Raw genomic sequence first — 22,169 nt, 5'->3', positions numbered from 1 at the left:
TCCTCGCCGACGCCGAGAAACTCCACCACGCCTCGCCCGACCGGTCCCCTTGCCTGACTGCGGCGTCAAACCGGAGAGCTATGTCTTCACCGTGACTACCCGAGACCATCACGGTCGACGTCGGTATCAGTCGCCGCCAGCACCGCGACCCGAGTGTGGGTGGGATCGAGTACGGCGAAGGCCACGTCCGAGGTGTCGTGGTGGAACCAGTCCGTGAACGCCATGAACCGCAGCCACCGGTGATCCGCCGCGCGCCGCACGGCTTCCAGGAGCGGCACCCCGGCGGGCAACCCCATGAGCGCGTAGAGACTCTCCCAGGCGTACAGCCGCGCGTACGCAGCGCCCTGCCCCTGGCCGTTCACTCCGCCGACGTACGAAGCCGAGAAGAGTTCGTTGAGAACGTCGTCGGGTGTCGTCACGCAGGCGAGCGCGCTTCCCCGGCGGCTGCCCTCGCCCTCTAGGCAGCCCAAGGGCAGTTCCTTGAGGAAGGAGACGCCGAAGTCGTCGGGGCTGAGCGGGCTCGCCAGCGTGAAGAACCGCGCCTCGGCCTCACGGGCCCATCCGCCGGCCCGGAACGGTCGGGCAGCCGCGTTCGCCCGTCCCTCGTCCCGAGCATCCCCGGCACCGCGGCCGGCGACCGCACCGCCGTCGGTCGAGGGAGCCTCCGGGAAACGCGACCGGAGCTGCTTCGCGGTCTTGATCGACCCCAGTCCCCGGACACGAACGGTGAACCGGTGCTCGATGTCCAGTCGCGTACTGGGCAGCCGAGCCAGCGGATGCCCCAGCTCACGCAGCTTCTCGGCGTACGCCTCCAGGGAGCGCCGACCGGCCCCCGAGCCGATCAGCGCCAGCTCTCCGAGGAGACAGGCCCGTAGCTCGACCCCCGGGCCCAGGACTCCGTCCGGCAACTCTCCGAAGAGAGGCTCGATGTCGCGCAGATGCTGAGCCTTGACCAGCTTCGCGGCCACGGAACGCAGCAGTCGATCGCTGTCGCCGGGGGTCATGGCCCCTTCGGGCAGCAGCCGACTCACGAGGTCCGCAGCGAACGTCACACAGTCCCGCGAACGCGTGTCGGCAAGGGTCTCGGCGATCCGTCCGACGGTCCGCGCCACAGAGGCTTCCCGGGGCCCGTTGCCGACCGCCGTCCGGCACAGCCGCTCCGCCGCTTCGTACATTCCTTCCGGTCCGAGCTCAGCCAGATGCTGCGACTCCGGCCCGGGCCGCTCCCGGCGATGGCGATCGGAAGGGCTGTCGCCGGGCGTCTCTTCGTTGTGGCTCACGCCCCCGAGTCTACGAGCAGGAGATCAAGTAACTTTGCGGAGGCATACGTGCCTTGAGCGGAGCCAGGCGATGGGGGAAGAGCGTGGGAAACCGGCCAACGGATTGGCATGTCCTTGATCTGGACAAGGATCCGACCCCCGGCGATCCGCAACGGGTGCGCAGGCTCGCCAAGGTCCTGCACGACTTCGCCGACGACGTGTCCGAGGCGTTGCGTCTGGTCAAGGGCATGGCGGGCGAGAGCACCCTGGCGGAGTGGGCGGGCAAGTCGGCCACGGTCTTCAAGGAGGAGTTCTCGGGCGTCCCGAAGAACTTGAAGAAGCTGGAGAAGTCCTACGGGATGTGCGGCGACGCCCTCGCGGACTTCTGGCCGAAGCTGGAGCGCGCCCAGGCGCTGGCGGACAAGGCGCTGGTGAAGGCGCGCGAGGCCCGCACGGACCTCTCCTCGGCGCAGTCGAAGCTCTCCTCAGCCGACTCCTGGGTGACCCGTGCATCCAAGGAGGCCGACAAGTACGAGGACGACCCCACCGGCAGCAAGTCGGACGCCGACAAGCCGGACGAGGCCAAGGTGCGGGCGGCCACACGGGACGTCCAGCACGCCAAGACGGCGCAGACGAACGCGCAGTCGGCCGTCGATGACGCCCAGAGTGCGCTGGACGCGGCGAAGAAGATGGCCGAGGACGCGCGCAAGATGCGCGAGGACGCCGCCCGCGAGGCCAAGAACAAGATCGACGAAGCGTCCGACGCCGGCATCCAGAACCGGTCGTGGTGGGAGGACATCGGCGACTGGGTCTCCGACAACTGGGACACCATCGTTGCGGTCTGCAAGGTCGTCGTCACGGTCGTCGGCGTCATCGCGATGATCATCGGCGGGCCGATCCTCGCCGCGATCGTCGTCGTGGCCGCCCTCGTCGTCCTCGCCGACACGCTCAACAAATATCGCAAAGGCCAAGCGTCCCTGTGGGACGTGGGATTCGCGGCACTGGACTGCATACCCGGCGGCAAGGGCATCACCACGCTCGGCAAGCTCGCGACGGGCATGAAAGCCCTGGGCAAAGGTGGCCTCAAGGCGATGGCCAAGGGCCTGGGAAGAGGCCTGCGCAAGGGAGCCGACGACGCGGTCGGCAAGAGCAAGCCGGCCAAGGGGCGGTGCAAGAACGGCGATCCCGTCGACATGGTCTCCGGCGAGATGCTCGTGGAGGAGACCGACGTGGAGCTGCCCGGGCTCCTTCCGCTCGTGCTGCGGCGCACGCATCTCTCGACGTACAACTGGGGCCAGTGGTTCGGTCCGTCCTGGGCCTCGACGTTCGACGAGCGTCTCGAACTGGACGGGGAAGGCGTCGTCTTCGCCGCTGAAGACGGCATGATCCTCGTGTATCCCGTGCCCGCCCCCGGTGAGTCGGTCATGCCGACGGAGGGCCCGCGCTGGCCGCTGGACTGGGACGGCTCCCCCGACACCCCCATCCGCATCACCGACCCGGCCTCCGGACACACCCGCCACTTCGCCCCGCTCGCGGGATCTGTCGCCGCGCACGCGGCTTTCACTCTTCCCCTGGCCGCGGTGACCGACCGCGGTGGACGGCGCATCGACATCGACCGGGACGAGACCGGCACCCCCACCTCCGTCCACGACTCCGGCGGCCGCCACGTGCACATCGACACCGAGGGCGACCGCATAGTCGGCCTGCGGCTGCGCGACGAGGGGGCCGGGCCGGACGGCACGACGCTGCGGCGCTACGGCTACAGCCCCGAGGGTCACCTCACAGAGATCCACAACTCCAGTGGCCTTCCCCTCCGGTACGCCTACGATCTCCAGGGACGCATCACATCCTGGAGCGACCGCAACGACACCTGGTACCGCTTCACCTACGACGACCAGGACCGGTGCATACGCGGTGAAGGCGCCGACGGGTTCCTGTCCTGCTCCATCGCATACGACCCGGCAGGCCGGGAGACCCGGTACACCGACTCTCTGGGCCACACCACGACCTACCGGTACAACGAGCGCCGACAGGTCGTCGCCCAGACCGACCCGCTCGGCAACACCACCCACGCCGAGTGGGACGCGTACAACCGGCTGCTCGCGCGCACGAATCCGCTGGGCCACACGTCCCGTTTCAGCTACGACGAGCGCGGCAACCTCATCTCCGTGGTCCGCCCCGACGGCACGGCCACCACCTGCGAGTACGACTCCTCCGACCGTCCCCTGTGGATCACTCTGCCGAACGGCGGCAGGCGTGGCTACGCGTACGACGAGCACGGCCACCCGACAGCGACCGTCGACGCCGATGGTGCCGTCACCACCTACGCCTATGAACCCTCCGGCGGCCTGCTCGGCGTCACCAACGCCCTGGGAGCGACCCACCGCGTCCGCCCGGGGCCACTGGGGCTGCCCGACTCCGTCACCGCGCCACTGGGCGGTACGTCCCATGTCACTCGCGACGCCTTCGGCCGCATCGTCGGCACCGTCGACGCCGCCGGCGCGACGACGCGCACCACCTGGACGGTGGAGGGCTACCCCGCTGAGCGGATCATGGCCGACGGCAGTGGCGAGAGCTGGTCCTACGACGGTGAGGGCAACATCGTCCGCTACACCGGCCTCGACGGCCGGACCACGACCCACGCCTTCACCCACTTCGACCGGCTCCGCTCCAGGACGGAGGCGGACGGTTCGACGACGCTGTTCGCGTACGACACCGAACTGCGGCTCACGTCCGTGACGAGCGCGTCGGGTGCGGTGTGGTCGTACACGTACGACGCGGCGGGCCGCCTCGTCCGCGAAGTGGACTTCAACGGCCGCGCCGTCGCCTACGCCTACGACGCAGCGGGCCGTCTGATCCGGCGCACCAACGGCGCGGGCGAGATCACCACGTACACGCGGGACGCGTGCGGCCGGGTCGTGGAGCGACGCTCCGGCGAGGCGATCGCCACCTTCGCCTACGACTCCTCCGGTCGACTGATCACAGCGGTAACCCCCGAGACGACGCTCACGTTCGCACGCGACGTGGTGGGCCGTGTCGTCTCCGAAGAGTGCAACGGCCGCGCGGTCCGCACGTCGTACGACGTACTCGGCCGGCGGACGGAACGCCGAACTCCGTCGGGTACCGTCAGCCGTTGGGAATGGGACGCGAACAACCGGCCGACCCGGGTCCGACTCGCCGGCAACGCGCTGTGCTTCGCCTACGGGACCTCAGGCCACGAGACCGAGCGGCGGCTCGGGGAGACGGCGGTACTGACGCAGGAGTGGGACGCCGGCCACCGTCTGACCGCGCAGACGGTTCTCGGGCGAGCCGCCTCTGACGCACATGCCTCGGACGAGGCACTGCTGCACCGCTCGTACTCGTACGGACAGGACGGCGGCCTGACCGCCATCGAGGACCAGACCTACGGCATCCGCCGATTCAGCCGTGATCGTCTCGGCCGGGTGGAAGCGGTCTCCGCCACCGGGTGGTCCGAGCGCTACGCCTACGACGCGGCGGGCAACATCAGCCGGGCGGACGCGCCGGAGGGCCCGCAGGGGGAACGGGTCCACGACGGCACACTCATCCGCAGGACCGGCCACATCACCTACGTCCACGACGCACAGGGGCGCCTGGTCCGGCAGACGCGCAAGCTGCTGTCCGGGGGAACGCGGGAGTGGACCTACACGTGGGACGCCGAGGACCGGCTCACTCAGGTCGCGACCCCCGACGGGCGTCGCTGGGCGTACGTCTACGACGGCCTCGGCCGTCGCGTCGCCAAGCGCCTGCTGTCCGACGCGGGCCTACCGGTCGAGGAGACCGTCTTCGTCTGGGACGGCTCCCACCTGGTGGAGCAGAGCAGCTCCGCCGGCGGTCCCACCAGAAGCTGGGAATGGGCTCCCGGCACCAACCGTGCGCTGCTGCAGATCGACCAGGACGAGGTCGACCGGCGCTTCTACGCCATCGTCACCGACTTGGTGGGCACCCCCACCGAACTGCTCGACGAGGAGGGCCGGATCGCCTGGCGGGCACGCACGACGCTGTGGGGCACACCGGTAGGCGGCTCAGCGGGTCCAGTCGACTGCCCCCTGCGCTTCCCGGGTCAGTACCACGACCCCGAAACCGGCCTCCACTACAACTTCCGCCGCTACTACGACCCCGAGAACGCCCGCTACATCAGCCCAGACCCCCTGGGCCTCGCACCCGCACCGAACCACCACGCCTACGTCCTCGACCCCCTTCGCTGGACCGACCCGTGGGGGCTGGTGAGCTGCGAGAGCAGCAGGCACGGCATCACAGAGGAACGCGAGGCCCACATCGAGGGCCAGCACGGCCCCGGCGCCCAGGACCGCGTGCGGGAGAACGCCGACCCCACCGGGCCGGAACCCTCACTGCCCGGTGAGTTCTACGAGGACTTCTTCTGGGAGGGTGACGACTTCGTCCTGGGCCGACGGCTCCGGGAGGGCGTCGACGGCACCCCCGCCACCCCCAATCCACGTGCCAGGGCCGGGCAGGACAGCCACCTTCACCGCTTCGAACACGGCGAGCCCGTGGGCATCAACGGCAGCGGGCGGGAGACCAGAGACGTGGAAGTCGTCATCCGCGACGGCCATATCCATACGGCGTATCCGGTCTGAGAGGGCCGGTCGGTGACGGATACGCCGACCGCAGATAGGAGCCCATTCAGGGCAAGCTCTCAAGAAGCCGGGAGTTACGGTGACGTGGTACGCCTCGACGGCACCACGACGTGAAGGAGTGGCGTCAGCGGATCAAGGACACGGGGTACGCGGGAGCCCGCCCCGCCAACCTCGTGTGGGAGCCGTACGGCGCGGCCGGACAGCAGCGGGCCCGCGACTACGACGACCGCGTGGGCCGGGGCCTGCCCGGTGAACTCGCCGAGACGGTGTGGGTCAACCCGGCCCGGCTGCTGCTGGCCTATCTGCGCTCTCCCGACCCGGAACGCTGGAGGCGGCGAGCGGAGGCGGCTGCCGCCGGACTCAGCGGGGCGGACGAGGTCCGCGCCGCCGCGCTCACCGGCGAAGGGGCCGGCGAGGGGCTCAGGGCAGCGCTGCGCGGCGGAATGCCCGCCGGGGGCGCCGGACCCGTACGCCTGCTCTCCGGTCCCGACGCGTCGGGTTGCCGTCTGGTACTGGCCGCGGACGGCAGACGCACCCCTCCCGTGTGGACGGGACTCACCGTCCTGGACGACGGTGACGCGGCCCTCGCCGACGAGCCGGCCCACAAGCGACGCTGGCGTGCCTGGCTGTACTGGAGCAACGTGCTGCAGTTCCTGGAGCACGGAGATGGAGACAGCGCCCAGCTGACAACGAGCATGATCGACGGTTTCACCCCCGAGGTTCTCACCCTGACCGGCGGGGAGGGCTTGCTGACGTCGACGCGTACGCCGGTGCGGCCGCGAACAGCGCATCCAGAGCATCGCCCGACAGCGGGAGGAGACGGGCGGCCTCGACAACATCCACCTCCAGGACGGCTCAGTGGGCCGACTGCGCCACCGCTACCGGCACATCGTGGTGGACGAGGCACAGGATCTCCGACCCGCCCACTGGAAGATGCTGCGTGCGATGGCACCTCGCGGCGCCGACGACCTGTTCCTGGTCGGCGACACCCACCAGCGCATCTACAAGAACCAGGTGACGCTGGGAAGCCTGGGCATCAACATCCGAGGCTGGTCCTCGAAATTGAGCCTCAGTTACCGCACGACGCGGCAGATCCTGCGCTCCGCCCTCGGCGTGCTGGGCGAGACGAAGTACGACGACCTCGACGGCAGCGAGGAAACGCTCGCCGGCTATCGGTCAGTGCTCAGCGGAGGGCTTCCAGCTGGGCATGCCTTCCCGGACTGGGTCTCCGAGCGGAAGGCGTGGCCGCACTCATCGAGGAGTGGGACGCCGACACGGACATGGCCCTTCCGCACGAGCAGATCGCGATCTGCGTGCCGACGAATTCCGTCCGCCACGCCCGCAATGACCATGCGCTGGTACTCAAGCCCTTTGAACCGGAACATCGTGCCCTCGTGCCACGTTGGGCCGTCAACAGCCTGCGCGACAGGGACCCTGTCCGTTACCGGCATGAACTCCAGCGCGCCCGGTCCCTGCTGTTCGTGGCGGCGACACGGGCCCGCGACAGTGTGGACGTCTTCTGGCACGGAAAGCCCAGCCCGTTCCTCGACGACTCGTGGGTCGCCTCGGAAGCGTCGCCATCCTGAGAGTTGACCGATGGCATTCCCAACGGGATGGGAATGGTCCCGGACGTCAGAGTCATGTCCCGGATCCCGTGCGGTTACAGGCCCGGAGGCCCCAAATCGGCAGGTCAGCGTCCCCTGCCGACCGGCTCCAAAATCGCCACGCACTCCACATGATGCGTCATCGAAAACATGTCACGTTGCGCCTAGGTGAGAGAACATGCAGGTCAGGCTGGGTTTGGCGATCCCGCCAGGAGGCTGTCGGACGCCCGGAGCGTCAAATGAGCGTCACAGCCGTTGAGCTGTGAGGCCCTACTCCGGACTGCTGGGGAGGCAGTACCCCATCTGTCGCGCTCGGCGGGGCCCACGGCTGGGCAGCCCCGCACCCGACGAACGCGACCGCATCCGCGCGGCCATGGACCGCATTCTGTAGGGAACCGCACAGCGCTCCAACGGCGCGCTGACCATCGTCGCCCTGGCCCAGGAAGCCGGCGCACCCCGCAACGCTCTCGCCCAGCGCCACTTGGACCTCAAGAACGACTTCTACGCGCAGGTCAGGACACGCGGGCAGATGCCGGACTCCGAGATCCGCCCTGCGCCGTGACGCGAGCGACGCCGAGGACTTCCCCAAGCAGGTGGCCGAGCTGCACTTCCTCGGCGACGACTTCCCGGCCGAGCACCCCTACGCCGACCGCGTGTACGCCGTGCCGGGGCCCGCCCAGGACCGGCTGAACGGCGTCACCCCGCCCACCGGCCGCCTGCCGGTGTGGCTCCTCGGCTCCTCCGGGTACTCGGCGCACGCTTTGGCGTCGCTGTGGGTGGGGGACGAGACGATCCGGAATATCCGTTCTGGGCGGTCGCACCGGGGTCACGCGGTGTGCGGGCAGTTGCCCCGGTACTCCGCGATCGACGAGCTCGGCTGCGGCAACGGGCACAGGAAGTGCTCGTAGCGGGTGTCGTTGTCGATGAACCGCTTCAGCCAGCTGATGCTGTACTTCGCGATCGTCGTGTTCGACATGTTCGGCGTCAGGTGGTTGGCGTTGTTCAGCTCCAGGTACGCCCGATCCAGCGAGGACGGCAGGCTCTCGTAGAACGGTTCGGAGTGCGAGCGGACCGGGGCGACAGTGTCGCCGTCCGCTCCGACGATGAGGGTGGGCGTCTGGATCTCCGGCCAGTTCTTGTCCAGGTTCCACGCGGTGAGCGGAATGGCGGCCTTGAGCGAGGGCCGGTCCTTGGCCGCCTCCAGCGTGCCGCCGCCGCCCATCGAGTGGCCCATGACCCCGAGTCGCGTGCTGTCCACTCGGCTGCGGACGCTGCTGGTCTTCGTGAGGTAGTCGAGCGCGGCCAGCAACTGGTCACCGCGGGAGGCCGGCTGGTCCGAGGTGGTGTTGGTGTCGATGGTGAACACCACGAAGCCCTGGGAGGCGAGCCGCGGCCCCAGCCAGGCGATCGAGGACTGGCGCTCGGTGTACCCCGGGGAGATCGCCACGGCGCCGAACGTGCCGTCGCCGGTGCTGGTCGGGTAGTAGATCGTGCCACCGCCGAACCCGGACACGCTGAACTGGGAGACCCTGGTCTCGGAGACGGCGTACGCGCCGCGCGTGGCCGTCACACTGGCCTCGGTGGGGGCCGGACCACGCTCGTAGGGGTTCTCGGCGGCGTTCGCGCCGGCGGTGAGCATGGTCGCCAGGCCGGCCAGCGCCGCCGCGGACGCGAGGAGACCCAGGATCGGGCCGCGGGACCGACGGCGGTGCCGCGCCGGGCCGTTCTCCGGGGCGGGCGTGGACGACTGGGGAGTTGCCTGCATGAGCGGTTTTCCTCTCGCCTCGGCCCCTGACGGCGGGTGCGCGGGCGGTCCCGAGAGCCGGGCGCCCAACGGCTGTTGACACGTGTCGTCGGCCGCGAACCGTGTCGTCATGGAGGTCGAGGAGGACGGTGGTACGTGGATCGGGTAGGCGTCCGGGCCGTATGGGGACGGCAGGAGCGTGGGGCACTCCTGATCGGACACCTGCGGCCGGTTCCCGGGGCCACCCCGGGACGATCGGCCGGGCCCAGCGTAAGAGCCGGGACACTCCTGGGCATCGGTGAAATCACCGGTCTCACAGCTCACACTCAGCAAGCTCACGGCCGCGTCGCTCTAGGCCGCCCTCCCTTACTTGTCTGAGAATCGGCTGCCCGGGCTGCGCACTTCTGTGCTGTTCGACCAACCGATCCCCTCCAGGATGTCTTCAAACCCTCTGTTACGCTCCGGAAACGTAAGACAGGAAGCGGCAGTGAACATGTACGACCAGACAGCCGACACGGGCGGCGACCGGGCCTCCCAGTTGTTCAAGGCCGCTGAGCGTGCTCGCCGCGGCGGGCAGACCCGCCGCGCTCTTGCCCTGCTCGTGGCCGCCGCCCACAGCACGGCCGGTGACAACGCACCGCTGCGCGCCCGGGCCGAACTTCGGCGGGGTCTGCTCCTGTTGAGCGACGGCCCCGTGGCCGATGCCCACCAGACCCTGCTGCTCGCGGCCGAGTCGTTGGGCTCGCACGACGTGGAGGGCGCGGAGCAGGCCCTTGCGGCGGCGGCGGAAGCAGCCTGGGCCGCCGGCGACCTCACGGCTTACCTCCAGACGTTGGAACGCACCGCGGGCGAGACGCCGCCGGCCGGACCCCCCGAGAGCACGGGCGCCGCGGCGGCACCGTGGGGTGCCTTCCGGGCGGGCATGCGCCACGTCGTGCTGGTCGACTTCGCCCGGGCGGCGCAGGAGCTGGAGCCGCTGCTCGCCGCCGCGGCGCGCGCACAGCACCCGGACGCCCTGCTGTACGCGGGCCGCGCGGCGCTGGTGCTGGGCGACATCGCCGCCGCGCGGCGCCTGCTCGGCCGGGCCCTGGCGGCCGCCGGCGCCGAGGGCGTGTCCGGGTCGACCGCCCGCATCCTGGAGTTCCTGGCCTACGCCGAGCTGCGCGCCGGCTTCCACCAGCAGGCCCGTGCCCACGCCGAGGAAGGTCTCCGTGCCGCCCGCCGGCTCGGTCAGCGCAACATCGGCGCGCAACACCACGCCCTGCTGGCACTGGTCTTCTCCCTGGTGGGCGCCGACTCCGCCACCGAACACCACGCCAAGGCCGCCCTGTCGGTCGCCCGGCCGCATGGGCTGCTCCAGGTGAGCACCATGGCGGAGTGGGCCCGCGCCCGTGCCGACCTGGGCCACGGCCGGGCCGAACAGGCCGCGATCCGTCTCGCTCCGCTACTCCGACCGGGCCCCCGGCGCGGGCACTTCGGCCTGTGGATGCTCGCAGTGCCGTGCCTCGTAGAGGCGACGGTCCTGGCGGGACTGGACGAAGACGTCACCGACATGGTCGACCTGTACGCCGAGTGGGCCGCCCTGGGCGCCGATCCACAGGCCGTGGCCCAACTGACCCGCCTCCGAGCCCTGACGGCACGGGAAGAGGACTGCGACACTCTGTACCAGCGGGCTCTGGCGCAGCACGAGGCCGCCGGCGGCCAGTTCGAGCACGCCCGCACGCTCCTGTCCTACGGCATGTGGCTGCGCCGCCGGCGCAGGCCCCTGGAGGCCCGGCAGCAACTGCGGGCCGCCCTGGTCGGCTTCGAACGCTGCGGCGCCCTGCTGTGGGAGAAGCGAACACGGTCCGAGCTGCGGGCCGCCGGGGACAGCGCAGCCGGCGACGACGTCAGCGCTCTCGGGCGGCTGACTCCGCAACAACAGCGCGTGGCGGGCCTGGTGGCGTCGGGCGCCACGAACCGCGAAGTGGCCGCGCGACTGTCGCTCAGCCCTCGCACCGTGGACCACCACCTGCGCAACATCTTCAGCCAGCTGGACGTCCGCTCACGGGTCGAGCTGGCACTGCTGATGAACGGCGACCGAACAGAACGGAGCGGCGGCAGCGGGGGGCGAGAACGTCTGACCGGGGGCAGGGGCCGGGACGTCTGACCGGCAGCCGCTCGGCGGACGTGGTCGCTCCCCCGAGCACCTTCAGAAGCCGGCACCACCTCCTGCACCGGCCCCACTGGCGCCGCCGACGACACCAAGCCCGCACCTGCCACTGCAAACGGGCGCGGTCGCCGAGGACCTGGCGCTGTACCGGGAGAAGTTCCGGCGGCGCCTGCCGAAGTCGCTGGACGAGTTGCGCGGCCCGATCCAAGGGGTCGTGGAGCTGCCGCTGCACATGGCCTGGTCCGGGAGGACCTCGTGACCTGGGCAAGCCTCGCCGGCGCATGGGTCTGTACCGCACCGTCCTGCACGAGGGCCCGCGCAACGACCTGCCCCGCTTTCTCGACCAGGATCTGCTCCTCCAGATGTGGCCGGTTCTGCGCACCTTCGTCGGTCGCACCGTGCGCACCGTGTGGGAGGACGCCTTCCCCAGCTCGCCGCCCGCTCCCGGGCAGCCGCGTGACGGACATGCCGGAGCTGCACAGGCGGCTCCTGTCGGATGTGATCGCCCTCGGCTCGCCGTATCCTCTGGTTCTCACCGGCGAACATGCCGTGCGGGCGCACCGCCTCGTGAACCGCCCCAGCCAGGACCTCGATGTCGCCACGAGAACCCAGCACGTATGGCCGTTCGAGGGTGGAGCGGGAGGGTCGACGGCAGGAGGTCGGCGGCGGGCCCTCGGGGGGTCCAGTACGAAGGTCAACCAGCTCCGTCAGGGCAGCGGGATGCCAACCAGCGGCCTCGCTCTCGTCGATGCCCGGAGCTTTTCCCTGATCAGGCACTTGCTCCGGGCCGGTATCCAGCTCGGGTTCGAGGGTCTGGTCGGGTTCGGGGATGGCGGCGCGTTGGACGCTGAGGAACGCGGTGGCCAGCATGCGGGCGGTGACGTGGCGTGCCAGGGGGTCCACTTGCACACCCCGACGCCAACCATGCACGTGGCCATGGGCGGTCCTTCGGATCGGTCACGCTCCAGCAGTTCCGGGTTGGCCACCCCCTTCGAAGGACGGGCTGCCCGCTCCCTCTCCGTCCTCTGCCTCCCGAAGCCCGGCCTCACCCACATGCCGGACAGGACCTACTCATTGATCACGATGCCCTTCGCGGCAAGCATCGGCATCAGGTTGCAGATCTCCGCCACCGTCTTGCCGGACCGGTACGCGGCGATGAACTCCGCCTCGGTGTCAACCCGCTGCTGCGAAGCCGCGATCACCTCGGCGAGGTTCTCGCGCCGGACGACCACCACGCCATCGGCGTCCGCGCTGACCACGTCCCCGGGGCGGACCACCTGGCCTCCGACAGTGATCGGCTCGCAGACCGGGCCGACGGTCTCCTTCACGGTGCCCTTGATGCAGACGCTGTGGGAGAACACGGGGAATCCCAGAGCCCGCAGGTCCTCCGTGTCACGGACGCCGGTGTCGGTGATCAGGCCGCCGAGCCCCTTCGCCTGGCACGCGTTGGCCAGGACATCCCCGAAAGAGCCGGCCTCGGCATAGGCGCCGCCCGACACGACGATGACGTCGCCGGGGCCGGCGTAGTGGATTGCTGTCTGGAGCATCAGGTTGTCCCGCGGTGCGCAGACGACCGTGAATGCCGGACCGCACAGCTTCATGCGATGGTCGACCGGCTTGATGGTCGAGTCGAGTGCACCGAGCCGGCCCTGCGCCTCGTGGATCGTCGCGGAGGAGAAGGTGCTCAGCTGCTTGACGAGATCGGGGTCGGGGCGCTCGAACTTCGTGCTGATGTTGATCACGGAATGCCTTTCAGGCGGACACGGCAGGAGTCAGGGCGGCGCAGGCGGCGGCGACGCGCGCGCACGCCTCGGTCAGGACGTCCGTGGAGGTGGCGTAGGAGATGCGGAAGTAGCCCGGGGCCCCGTAGGCGGTGCCGTGGATCACGGCGACCTGTTGGCTGTCGAGGAGATAGCGGGCGAACTGCTCGTCGTTCTCGATCCGCTCACCGTCGGGCGTGCGCAGTCCGATGGCGTCGGCGCAGTTCACGAGCAGGTAGAAGCCACCGGCCGGGGAGGGGCAGCTCAGGCGGGGAATGTCGTTGACGAGTTTGACCGTGGTGTCGCGCCGGCTCCGGTAGACGCGGACGGTCTCCGCGACGAACTGCTGCGGACCGGTGAGAGCCGCGGCGGCGGCCGCCTGGCTGACGGAGGACGGGCAGGAGGAGATCTGCGACTGCAGCGTGCTGACCGCGGTCACCAGGTCGGCGGGTCCGGCTCCGTAGCCGATCCGCCAGCCGGTCATCGCATAGGTCTTGGACACGCCGTTGGTGAGGAACACCCGGTCGGCCAGGCGCGGTTCGACCGCGGCCAGGGACCGGTTCTCCCCGTCCGCGTACCAGATCTCGTCGTAGATCTCGTCGGTGAGGACCCGGACCCCCGGGTGCTCCAGCAGCACCTCGGCGAGCGCGCGCAGTTCGTCCGTGGTGTAGGCGGCGCCGGTGGGATTGCCGGGGGTGTTGAGGATCACCCAGCGGGTGCGGTCGGTGAGTGCCGAACGCAGCCGCCGTGGCGTCAGCTTGAAGCCCTCCGCCTCGGAGCAGGGGACGATGACGGGGGTGCCGTCGTTGGCGAGCACCATGTCCGGGTACGACACCCAGTACGGGGCGGGTACGACGACCTCGTCGCCCTCGTCCAGGGTGGCCATCAGGGCGAGGAAGATCACCTGCTTGGCGCCGCCGCCGACGGTGAGCTGTGCGTCCGTGTACTCCAGGCCGTGGCGCAGGCGGAGCTTGTGCGCGATCGCGGCCCGCAGCCGCGGTGTGCCGTTGACGGGCGTGTACTTGGTCTCTCCCTCCTCGATCGCCCGCACCGCCGCCGCCCTGACGTGGGCGGGAGTGTCGAAGTCGGGTTCGCCGACCGTGAGGTCGAGGATGGTGAGCCCTTGGCTCTTGAGTTCACGCACACGCTGCGCGGCCGCCGTGCTGGGCGAGGGGTTGATGCGGCGTACACGTGCCGCGGTGGTGCGGGCGGTGGACATCGTTCTCAGCCTCCGCGACGTTCGAAGTTCAGGCCGCCGGGGACCTGGAAGGTGGGCAGGATCTCGACGTGACCGATGTTCACGTGCCGCGGGGAGTCGACGGCGAACTCGATGGCGTCGGCGATGTCCTCGGGCTTGAGGGACTCGTAGCCGTCGTAGAACTGGCGCTGGGCGGCCTCCATGTCGCCGAGCAGCCGGCCGAAGATCTCCGTCTCCACACGGCCGGGGCAGATCTCGGTGACGCGGACGCGGCGGCCGTAGCCGTCGACGCGCAGCTGGCGGGAGAGCGTGTGCACGGCTGCCTTGGTGGCGTGGTAGATCGTGTTGCCGCCGAAGTTGTAGACGCCTGCGATCGAGCTGATGTTGACGATGTGTCCGCGGTCGCGCTCGACCATTCCGGGCATCAGAAGCCTTACGAGGTGCAGGACGGCCTGGATGTTCACGGCGATCTGCTCGTCGACGGCGAACTCGTCGGCGGTCAGGATGTTGCCGGTGCGGGAGACGCCGGCGTTGTTGACGAGGACGTCGGCCTCCAGGCCGTCCAGCACCGCGGTCAACGCCTCGGTGTCGGTGATGTCGACGGCGTGCGGAATGCAGCCGGTGGCGTCCGCGAGGGCCCGCAGGCGTTCGGCGTTGCGGGCGACGGCGTGGACTTCGAGACCGCGCTTGGCCAGCCGTTCGACGACCACGGCTCCGATTCCGGTGGACGCTCCGGTGACGAGGGCGGTCCTGTAGTCGGAGATGGGCATGAAGGTGTACTCCTTCGAGGTGGGGGGGCGGGTGCCGGTGGAGGTGGGGGGTGCCGGTGCTGGTGCCGGTCAGGTGTCGCGCAGCGGGAGGTGTGCCCGGTCCTTGACCACCGAGACCGCCGCGAGGGTGCCGAGGGCGGTGAGGACCGCGTAGAAGGCCGGCATGTTGACGTTGCCGGTGGTGGCGATGAGCCAGGTCATCAGCAGGGGCGCGGTGCCGCCGAAGAGGGCCGAGGAGACGTTGTAGCCCAGGCCGTACGCGGAGTAGCGCACGCGGGTGGGGAAGAGCTCCACGAGAAGGACGTGGATGACGCCGGTGTGTCCCGCGAAGACCACGGCCATGATGCAGGCGCCGAGGACGGCGAGAGCCAGGTTGCCGGTTCCGATCAGCAGGTAACAGGGGATGCCCACGACGGCCATGGCGATCGCGGCTGTGGCGATGACCTTCTTGCGGCCCACCCGGTCGGAGAGCCGTCCCATGTAAGGGATGGCGATGCAGATGGCGACCAGGCTGGAGGCGGTGACGAGGAGGCTCTGGACCTTGCCGAAGTGCAGTTCGGTGTTCATGAAGGTGGGCATGTAGCTGAACAGGACGTAGTACCCGGAGCCGTTCATCAGCGGTATGAACAGGGCCAGCAGCATGGCACGGCGGTGTTCCGCGGAGGAGAACGCCTCCTTGAGCGGGTTCCTGGCCAGGCTGCCCTCCTCACGCAGGCGGTTGAAGTTCGGGGTGTCCGTGATGCGCTTGCGGATGTATATGCCGGTGATGCCCAGCGGGACGGCGAGGAGGAAGGGGATACGCCAGCCCCAGGTCTCCATGCGCTCGGCGCCGAGCCCGCTGGTCATGGCGGCGGCGACGAGTGTGCCGGTGAGCAGGGAGAGGAACGAGGCGATCTGCGCGTAGCTGGTGTAGAGGCCGCGCTTGCCCTCCGGTGCGTGCTCGGCGAGGAAGCTCATCGCACCGGCCGCCTCGCCGCCGACGGAGAAGCCCTGGGCGACGCGCAGCAGGATGAGCAGGACGGGCGCGGCGATGCCGATGCCGGCGTAGGTCGGCAGGAGGCCGATGGCTGCCGTGGCGACGCTGATCAGCATGATGACGAAGACCAGCATGCGCTGGCGCCCGATGCGGTCGCCGAGGTGGCCGCAGATGATGCCGCCGAGCGGGCGGAAGAAGAAGGAGATGGCGTAGCCGAGGAACACGAGTTGCACGGCGTTCTCGGAGCCGGGGAAGAAGACGGCGGCCAGCGTGCCGGCCATGAAGCCGAAGATGCCGTTGTCGTAGAGTTCGGCGAAGATACCGACGCACCCGGCGAGGGTGATCCTGCGAGCGGTTCTCGGGTCGACGGTGTTGGGGACGGGTTGAGCGGCCATGGTACTCATGGCGTCTCCTGTCTGGCGCAGACATTGGTGCAGGGGCAGGGGGCTGCGTGCGGGGCGGCCAGGAGCAGCTGGGAAATCATGGTCAGCTGCCGACGGGAAGAGGTATGCGCAGGGCGGCGAACGTGCTGTGGACACGGGTCCTCAGCGCATCGACGGCGTTGCGCTGCGCGCGGTAGGCGGTGATCGCCTGGTCCAGCGTGCGGTGGCGGAAGCGGATGGCCTGTCCGGGACGGACCTGTCCCAGAGTGGACAGACCGGTGGCGGTGACAACGGCGAGGACGGGATAGCCGGCCGTGACGCCGCGGCCACGGTGCAGCACGAGGAGTTCGTCCCCTGCCGGTACCTCGATGGCCCCGATGGGTACGCCGCGGGAGAGGATCTCGCCCTTGGTGACACGCCGGGGTACGTCGCCCCGCAGACGCAGGCCGATGTGATTGCTCTGCGGGGTGACGGTGAAGGGAGCCGCGAAGATCCGGGCTCCGGTGTCGCCGAACTCGGCCCGGTCGGGGCCATCGGTGACGTCGATCGTCCACGGGGAGGAGAACCGCGGGAGGGGCGCGTGGAGGCGGAACAGCGGGATGCCGGAGAACGGGTGGGCGACGGGCGGGCAGGCCGTCCGCAGGACCAGTTCGTCTCCCGTACTCAGGCCGGTGCCGAATCCGAGGATGGAGTCCGGGGCGCAACTGCCCTGGAGGTAGTCGGCTTCGAAGGAGCCGAGTACAGCCAGGTAGACGCGCAGCCCTTGCCGGATGTTGCTCACCCGGACGGTGTCGCCCGCGCGGACGGAGACCGGTTCCCACTGCGGGCGGAGGACTCCGGCCACGGTGAGGTCCGCCGGGGCCCCCGTCACGGCGATGAGGATGTCGCTGGACGGGGTGCACGCGAAGTCCAGAGCGGTGATCTCCAGCAGCGGTGCCCGATCGTCGTTACCGCACAACACGTTGGCGACGCGCGCCGAGTGCTGGTCGCAGGCCCCGTTGGCCGGCAACCCGTAGCGGGAGCGGCCGACCCGGCCCAGGTCCTGCACGGTGGTGAGGCCAGGGGTACGGATCACGAGGGTCTCAGCCATGGCAGGCCGCCAAGGGGGTGTCGGCGTAGTCGTCCCACTCGTCGGTGCTGATCGCGACGAATCGGAACGCGTCCCCGGGGAAGTACGCGGTGAGCGGGTCGCTGCGCAGGTCGAGAACGCGCACGGGGGTACGGCCGAGGAGCGGCCAGCCTCCGGGCGAGGGCATCGGGCAGATCACGGCCTGGCGGCCGGCGACCGCCACGCAGCCGGGCTCGACCCGGACGCGGGGTGACGCCAGTCGCGGTACCGGCGCGGGAAAGGGCGGGCCGTCCATCATCGGCGCACCGGCGGGGGCGCCGAGGCAGCGCACCATGAGATCGGAGCCGGTGTGCAGGTCGACGACCTCGCTCACGGTCAGACCGAGCTGTGCGGCGACCTCGGGCAGGTCGGGGCCGTGCTCGCCGCCGTACACGACGGGTACTACGAAACGTCGGGGTTCCCTGGGGCGGCGGGCCGCCGAGGCGAATCGTGCGGCCTCGTGCCACAGGATGCTGCGCAGGGTGTCGTGGTCCGTGCCGGTGCAGTCGAATTCCACGAGCAGGGTGTCGTAGGTGGGTACGACACCCTGCACGCCATGGAGTTGTACGGCGTCGAGCGCGTCCGCCAAGGCGTGGACGAGCTGCCAGGCCTCCTCCGTGCCCAGCCCCACGGCCCGGGCGATCAGGCCGGAGTCACCGCAGTCCGTGATCACGACGTTGCTGTGCATGTCAGTGGCCTTTGCCGTTCAGTACCTCTTCGAGGCCGGTGATGCGGACGCCGGCGGCGAGGAGTTCGCCCCGGATGCGGCCGGCCAGCGCGATGGCTCCGGGGGTGTCTCCGTGCAGGAGCACGGTGTCGCAGACGACCGGCAGGTCCTTGCCTCCGACGCTGCTGACGACGCCCTCGGTCACCATGCGCAGGGTGCGACGGGCGATCTCGTCCGCGTCGTGGATGACCGCGCCGGATTCGGAGCGGGGCACGAGGGTGCCGTCGTCCCGGTAGGCCCGGTCGGCGATGCCGACGATCCCGACACGCAGACCGCGGTCCCGAGCCGCTTCGGCCAGCTCGCCGTCCTGGGCGAGCACGATCAGCGAGTCGTCTAGAGAGGAGACGGCGTCCACGACGGCCCTGGCGTAGTCCGGCCGGACGGCGACCAGGTTGCCCAGCCGCCCGTGCGGAGCGACGTGCCGTACTCGGGTCCCGTACGCCGTGGCGAACGCCTGCAGGGCACCGACCTGGTACAGAACGTCCGTGCGTACCTCCTCGGGCGTGAGGTCCATGGCGCGTCGGCCGAAGCCGGCCAGGTCCGGGAAGCTCGGATGGGCGCCGACGGCCACGTTCCTGTCCACGCATCCGCGGACGGTCGCGTCCATGATGCGCGGATCGCCGGCATGGAAGCCGCAGGCGACATTGGCCGAGGTGAGCAGTTCCAGGAGGGCTTCGTCGTCGCCCATCGTGTAGGCGCCGAACCCCTCGCCGAGATCGGCGACGAGATCAACCATGTGGGTCAAGGCGTCCTCCGGGAGAGAAGGGGGAATGAAATCGCCGGGCACCGTGACGCGCTCCGCATGAGAATCCGAATTCACGGGAGCGGAAAGAACGAATACGAAACGGTGGAGAAAAGCCCTGGACGAACTACCGGATGCTCGTCTTCGAGCAGCTCCACGGATGATGTTTCGCTCAACTTAATCGAGCACTCGCCCGGCCGCCAATACCTGTTCGGTTTGGCGTTATCGCGGATCGGTATGACGCCGCCCACATCCGGCCCGCCGAAGTCTGTGCTCCACCCTGGCGGCTTCCTACGATGTGACTCCGCTCGACCGGAAGGCTCCCGCATGGACACCAGACGGCTCTACTCGTTCATCAAGATCATCGATGCGGGGAGCATCACGCGCGCAGCCGACATCCTGCACATCGCACAGCCCGCACTGAGCCAGCAGCTCTCGGCCTTGGAGGCGCAGTTCGGGCAACAACTGCTGATCCGCAGCAAACGCGGGGTCGCACCGACCGAGGCGGGCCGGGCCTTGTACCGCCACGCACAGCTGATCCTGCGGCAGGTCGACCTCGCCCATGCGGCGGTCAGGGTCTCGGGCCGCGCCCCCGCCGGCAGCGTCTCGGTGGGTCTGGCCCCGTACAGCCTGGGTGCGGCGCTCGCGCTGCCCCTGCTGAAGAGCGTGCGCGAGCGCTACCCCGACATCCTGCTGCACGTCAACGAGAACTTCGGCGGCGTCATCAGCGAGGCGATCATGACTGGCCGGATGGACATGGCGTTCATCTACGGGGCAGGCCCTCTGCGCGGTGTGCAGTTCGAACACCTGCGCACGGAGGATCTCTTCCTGATCGGGGCCGAGGACGGCACCGGCACGCACGGAGAGGGGGATGTGAGCCTGCACCAACTGGAGCGCGTCCCCCTTCTGTTGCCCAGCCGGATCCACACCATCCGGCAGGTGGTGGACGCAGCCTTCCAGCAGGCGTCGATGGAGCCGACCGTGGTCGGCGAGGTCGAGTCCGCCCTCACGCTCGTGAACGCCGTGGACGCCGGCCTCGGCGCCACCGTGCTGCCCTGGTCCGCCGCCCGCGCGATCCTCGACGTCCGCTCCCTGAGCGTGCGCCGCATCGTCGACCCGGTGATCCAGGTCAAGCTCTCCCTGGTCATGTCCGACAACCAGCCGCTCTCCGAACCGGCATTGGCGGTGCACGACCTTTTCCTGGAGCTGGTGAGAGCCTTCGACGACCATTCTGGCGAGGATAAGAACCACCAATAGCGTCACACCGAATTGCTATTTGTACCCGGTCAAGACGGTGGTTAGCGTGTGCCAAAACCTCCCGCCCGGCCGGCAGGGCTTGATTCGGCACTGGAGTTACAGATGACAGTTCGCGTGCTCGCCACCCGAGAAGAACTGCCCGGTTTCGGGTTGCAGCGGCTGGCCGACGATGCGGAGGTGGTCTCCTGGCGAGGCACCGCCAAGCCCGGTCCCGACGAACTGGCCGCGATCGTCCCCGGGAGCACCGGCATCCTCGCCCTGGGCAACGACCCGGTCGACGCCGCGCTGATGGACGCCGCCGGCCCGTCACTGCGCGTGATCGCACTCGCCAGCATGGGCTTCGACAACGTGGACCGAGCCGCTGCCGCCGAGCGCGGCATCGTCGTCACCCACACGCCGGGTGTCCTCGCGGAGACCACCGCCGACCTCACCTTCGCCCTGATCCTCGCGGCCCGACGACGGCTCGGCGCCGCCGCCGCGAGCTTGGCGCAGGGCGACTGGGACCTGTTCCGGATGCACGACTACCTGGGCCTCGACATCCACGGAGCCACCATCGGCCTCATCGGCTACGGGCAGATCGGCCGTGCGGTGGCCCGCCGGGCGCAGGGCTTCGGCATGCGCGTGGTCCATCACGATCCGTACGCGGCCGACGAGCCCCTCTCGATCTCGGTGGGCCTGGAGACGCTGCTGGCCCAGGCAGACATCGTCTCGCTGCACGTACCGCTCACGGCGGAGACGCGGCATCTGATCTCCCACCGGGAACTCGCGGCGATGAAGCCGACGGCGACTCTGGTCAGCACCTCGCGCGGCGGTGTTGTGGACGAGGAGGCACTGCTCAAGGCGATCCAGGAGGGCGGACTGCACTCCGCCGGCCTCGATGTGTACGAGCGCGAGCCGATGGGCGAGGAGCTGTCCCCCCTGGTCGCCGAGCCCTACGTCGTCACCCTGCCGCACATCGGATCGGCGACGGACAGCACCCGCGCCGCCATGGTGGACCTGGCCGTCGACAACATCCTCGACGTCCTCCAGGACCGTCCCGCACGTACGCCGCTGCCCGGCACCGCGGCCGTTCCGGGCGGGGTGCGCGCATGAGCCACCCCACGTTCGACATCGCGGGAAAGACCGCCCTGGTGACCGGCTCCAGTCGTGGCATCGGCAAGGCGCTCGCCGCGGGGCTGCTGGAGGCCGGATGCACGGTCGTCCTCAACGGGCGTGACGGCGTGGCGCTGGAGACGACGCGCGCCGAGTTCGCCGCCCTGCACGGCGACCGGGTGCACGCCGCCGCGTTCGACGCGACGGATCCGGCGGCGGTTGCCGCCGGCGTCGCCGGCATCGAGGAAGAGACAGGCCCGATCGCCATCCTGGTGAACAACACGGGCGCACAGCACCGCTCCCCGCTGCTGGAGTTCACCGACGAGGACTGGCACCGCCTGCTCGACACCAATCTCACCAGCGCCTTCCTCGTCGGCCGTGAGGTCGCGCGGCGCATGGCCCCTCGTGGCCACGGCAAGATCGTGAACATCTGTTCGCTGCAGAGTGAGGTGGTCCGGCCCGGAATCGCGCCGTACGCGGCCACCAAGGGCGGTCTGAAGATGCTCACCAAAGGCATGTGCGCGGACCTCGGTCCCCTCGGTATCCAGGTCAACGGCATCGGCCCGGGGTACTTCGACACGGAACTGACGTCGGCCCTGGTGGCCGACGAGGAGTTCAGCGCCTGGGTCCGAGGGCGCACGCCTGCCGGCCGCTGGGGCACAGTCGAAGACCTCGTCGGAGCCCTGATCTTCCTCTCCTCCCCCGCGTCGGACTTCGTCAACGGACAGGTCCTCTACGTGGACGGCGGCATGCTCTCCGTCCTCTGATCGAGAAGGAAACC

At 69.8% G+C, this 22,169-nt stretch carries 15 protein-coding genes and 2 pseudogenes; 8 read left to right on the top strand and 9 right to left on the bottom strand.

The features are described 5' to 3' along the window. Positions 1 to 95 precede the first annotated feature (95 nt). On the bottom strand, positions 96 to 1,280 hold the full coding sequence (locus QF034_RS30815; protein WP_307177954.1) for a DUF6183 family protein: 1,185 nt from the start codon (positions 1,278 to 1,280) through the stop codon (positions 96 to 98). Positions 1,281 to 1,435: 155 nt separating this feature from the next. Between QF034_RS30815 and QF034_RS30810 the strand changes: the two genes are divergently transcribed. From QF034_RS30810 to QF034_RS41610, 3 genes and pseudogenes are all read left to right on the top strand, one after another. Then, the gene (locus QF034_RS30810) at positions 1,436 to 5,875 is read left to right on the top strand and encodes a DUF6531 domain-containing protein (protein WP_307177953.1); all 4,440 of its coding nucleotides are present in this window, start codon (positions 1,436 to 1,438) and stop codon (positions 5,873 to 5,875) included. A gap of 774 nt (positions 5,876 to 6,649) precedes the next feature. Next, positions 6,650 to 7,461, top strand: a pseudogene (locus tag QF034_RS30805) (UvrD-helicase domain-containing protein); the annotation flags it as partial. Positions 7,462 to 8,072: 611 nt separating this feature from the next. Next, positions 8,073 to 8,387 (top strand): hypothetical protein, encoded by a 315-nt coding sequence (locus tag QF034_RS41610; protein ID WP_370880871.1) that lies wholly within the window; start codon positions 8,073 to 8,075, stop codon positions 8,385 to 8,387. Here QF034_RS41610 and bdeA read toward each other — a convergent pair. Beyond that, positions 8,306 to 9,244: a bis(hydroxyethyl) terephthalate hydrolase gene (bdeA, locus tag QF034_RS30795; protein WP_307177952.1), complete on the bottom strand. Its 939-nt coding sequence runs from the start codon at positions 9,242 to 9,244 to the stop codon at positions 8,306 to 8,308. The genes QF034_RS41610 and bdeA overlap by 82 nt on opposite strands. 472 nt (positions 9,245 to 9,716) lie before the next feature. Between bdeA and QF034_RS30790 the strand changes: the two genes are divergently transcribed. After that, on the top strand, positions 9,717 to 11,372 hold the full coding sequence (locus tag QF034_RS30790) for a LuxR family transcriptional regulator (RefSeq protein ID WP_307177951.1): 1,656 nt from the start codon (positions 9,717 to 9,719) through the stop codon (positions 11,370 to 11,372). Between the two features lie 112 nt (positions 11,373 to 11,484). Continuing rightward, a pseudogene (locus QF034_RS30785) lies at positions 11,485 to 11,835 on the top strand (hypothetical protein). A 607-nt stretch (positions 11,836 to 12,442) separates the two neighbouring features. On the opposite strand, the gene QF034_RS30780 reads toward QF034_RS30785, so the two are convergent. The 7 genes from QF034_RS30780 to QF034_RS30750 form a co-directional block, all read right to left on the bottom strand. Next, positions 12,443 to 13,117 carry a 4-carboxy-4-hydroxy-2-oxoadipate aldolase/oxaloacetate decarboxylase gene (locus QF034_RS30780; protein ID WP_307177950.1) on the bottom strand — a complete coding sequence of 225 codons (675 nt, stop codon included), beginning with the start codon at positions 13,115 to 13,117 and terminating at the stop codon, positions 12,443 to 12,445. 10 nt (positions 13,118 to 13,127) lie between these two features. Next, positions 13,128 to 14,354, bottom strand: coding sequence for an aspartate transaminase (locus QF034_RS30775; RefSeq protein ID WP_307177949.1), 1,227 nt, complete (start codon positions 14,352 to 14,354; stop codon positions 13,128 to 13,130). Positions 14,355 to 14,359: 5 nt separating this feature from the next. Then, a complete protein-coding gene (locus QF034_RS30770) occupies positions 14,360 to 15,103 on the bottom strand; it encodes an SDR family oxidoreductase (protein ID WP_307177948.1) in 744 nt (247 codons plus the stop codon). Positions 15,104 to 15,172: 69 nt separating this feature from the next. After that, positions 15,173 to 16,483 carry an MFS transporter gene (locus tag QF034_RS30765; protein ID WP_307177947.1) on the bottom strand — a complete coding sequence of 437 codons (1,311 nt, stop codon included), beginning with the start codon at positions 16,481 to 16,483 and terminating at the stop codon, positions 15,173 to 15,175. An 82-nt stretch (positions 16,484 to 16,565) separates the two neighbouring features. Next, positions 16,566 to 17,552 (bottom strand): 5-oxoprolinase subunit C family protein, encoded by a 987-nt coding sequence (locus QF034_RS30760; RefSeq protein WP_307177946.1) that lies wholly within the window; start codon positions 17,550 to 17,552, stop codon positions 16,566 to 16,568. Then, positions 17,545 to 18,258, bottom strand: coding sequence for a 5-oxoprolinase subunit B family protein (locus tag QF034_RS30755; protein ID WP_307177945.1), 714 nt, complete (start codon positions 18,256 to 18,258; stop codon positions 17,545 to 17,547). The genes QF034_RS30760 and QF034_RS30755 overlap by 8 nt, the downstream gene beginning before the upstream one ends. Before the next feature lies 1 nt (position 18,259). After that, positions 18,260 to 19,033 (bottom strand): LamB/YcsF family protein, encoded by a 774-nt coding sequence (locus QF034_RS30750; RefSeq protein ID WP_307177944.1) that lies wholly within the window; start codon positions 19,031 to 19,033, stop codon positions 18,260 to 18,262. A 333-nt stretch (positions 19,034 to 19,366) separates the two neighbouring features. Between QF034_RS30750 and nac the strand changes: the two genes are divergently transcribed. From nac to QF034_RS30735, 3 genes are all read left to right on the top strand, one after another. Then, on the top strand, positions 19,367 to 20,296 hold the full coding sequence (nac, locus tag QF034_RS30745; RefSeq protein ID WP_307177943.1) for a nitrogen assimilation transcriptional regulator NAC: 930 nt from the start codon (positions 19,367 to 19,369) through the stop codon (positions 20,294 to 20,296). A gap of 102 nt (positions 20,297 to 20,398) precedes the next feature. Beyond that, a complete protein-coding gene (locus QF034_RS30740; protein ID WP_307177942.1) occupies positions 20,399 to 21,388 on the top strand; it encodes a 2-hydroxyacid dehydrogenase in 990 nt (329 codons plus the stop codon). Next, entirely contained in the window at positions 21,385 to 22,155 is a 771-nt protein-coding gene (locus QF034_RS30735) for an SDR family oxidoreductase (RefSeq protein WP_307177941.1), read from the top strand. Before QF034_RS30740 ends, QF034_RS30735 begins: the two co-directional genes overlap by 4 nt. The last annotated feature ends 14 nt before the right edge of the window (positions 22,156 to 22,169 follow it).

Origin of the sequence: Streptomyces africanus, from assembly GCF_030816955.1 — a bacterium.
GTDB lineage: Bacteria > Actinomycetota > Actinomycetes > Streptomycetales > Streptomycetaceae > Streptomyces > Streptomyces africanus.
Note: the sequence above shows the minus strand (reverse complement) of the source record. Positions and strands in the feature narration are given on the sequence as shown.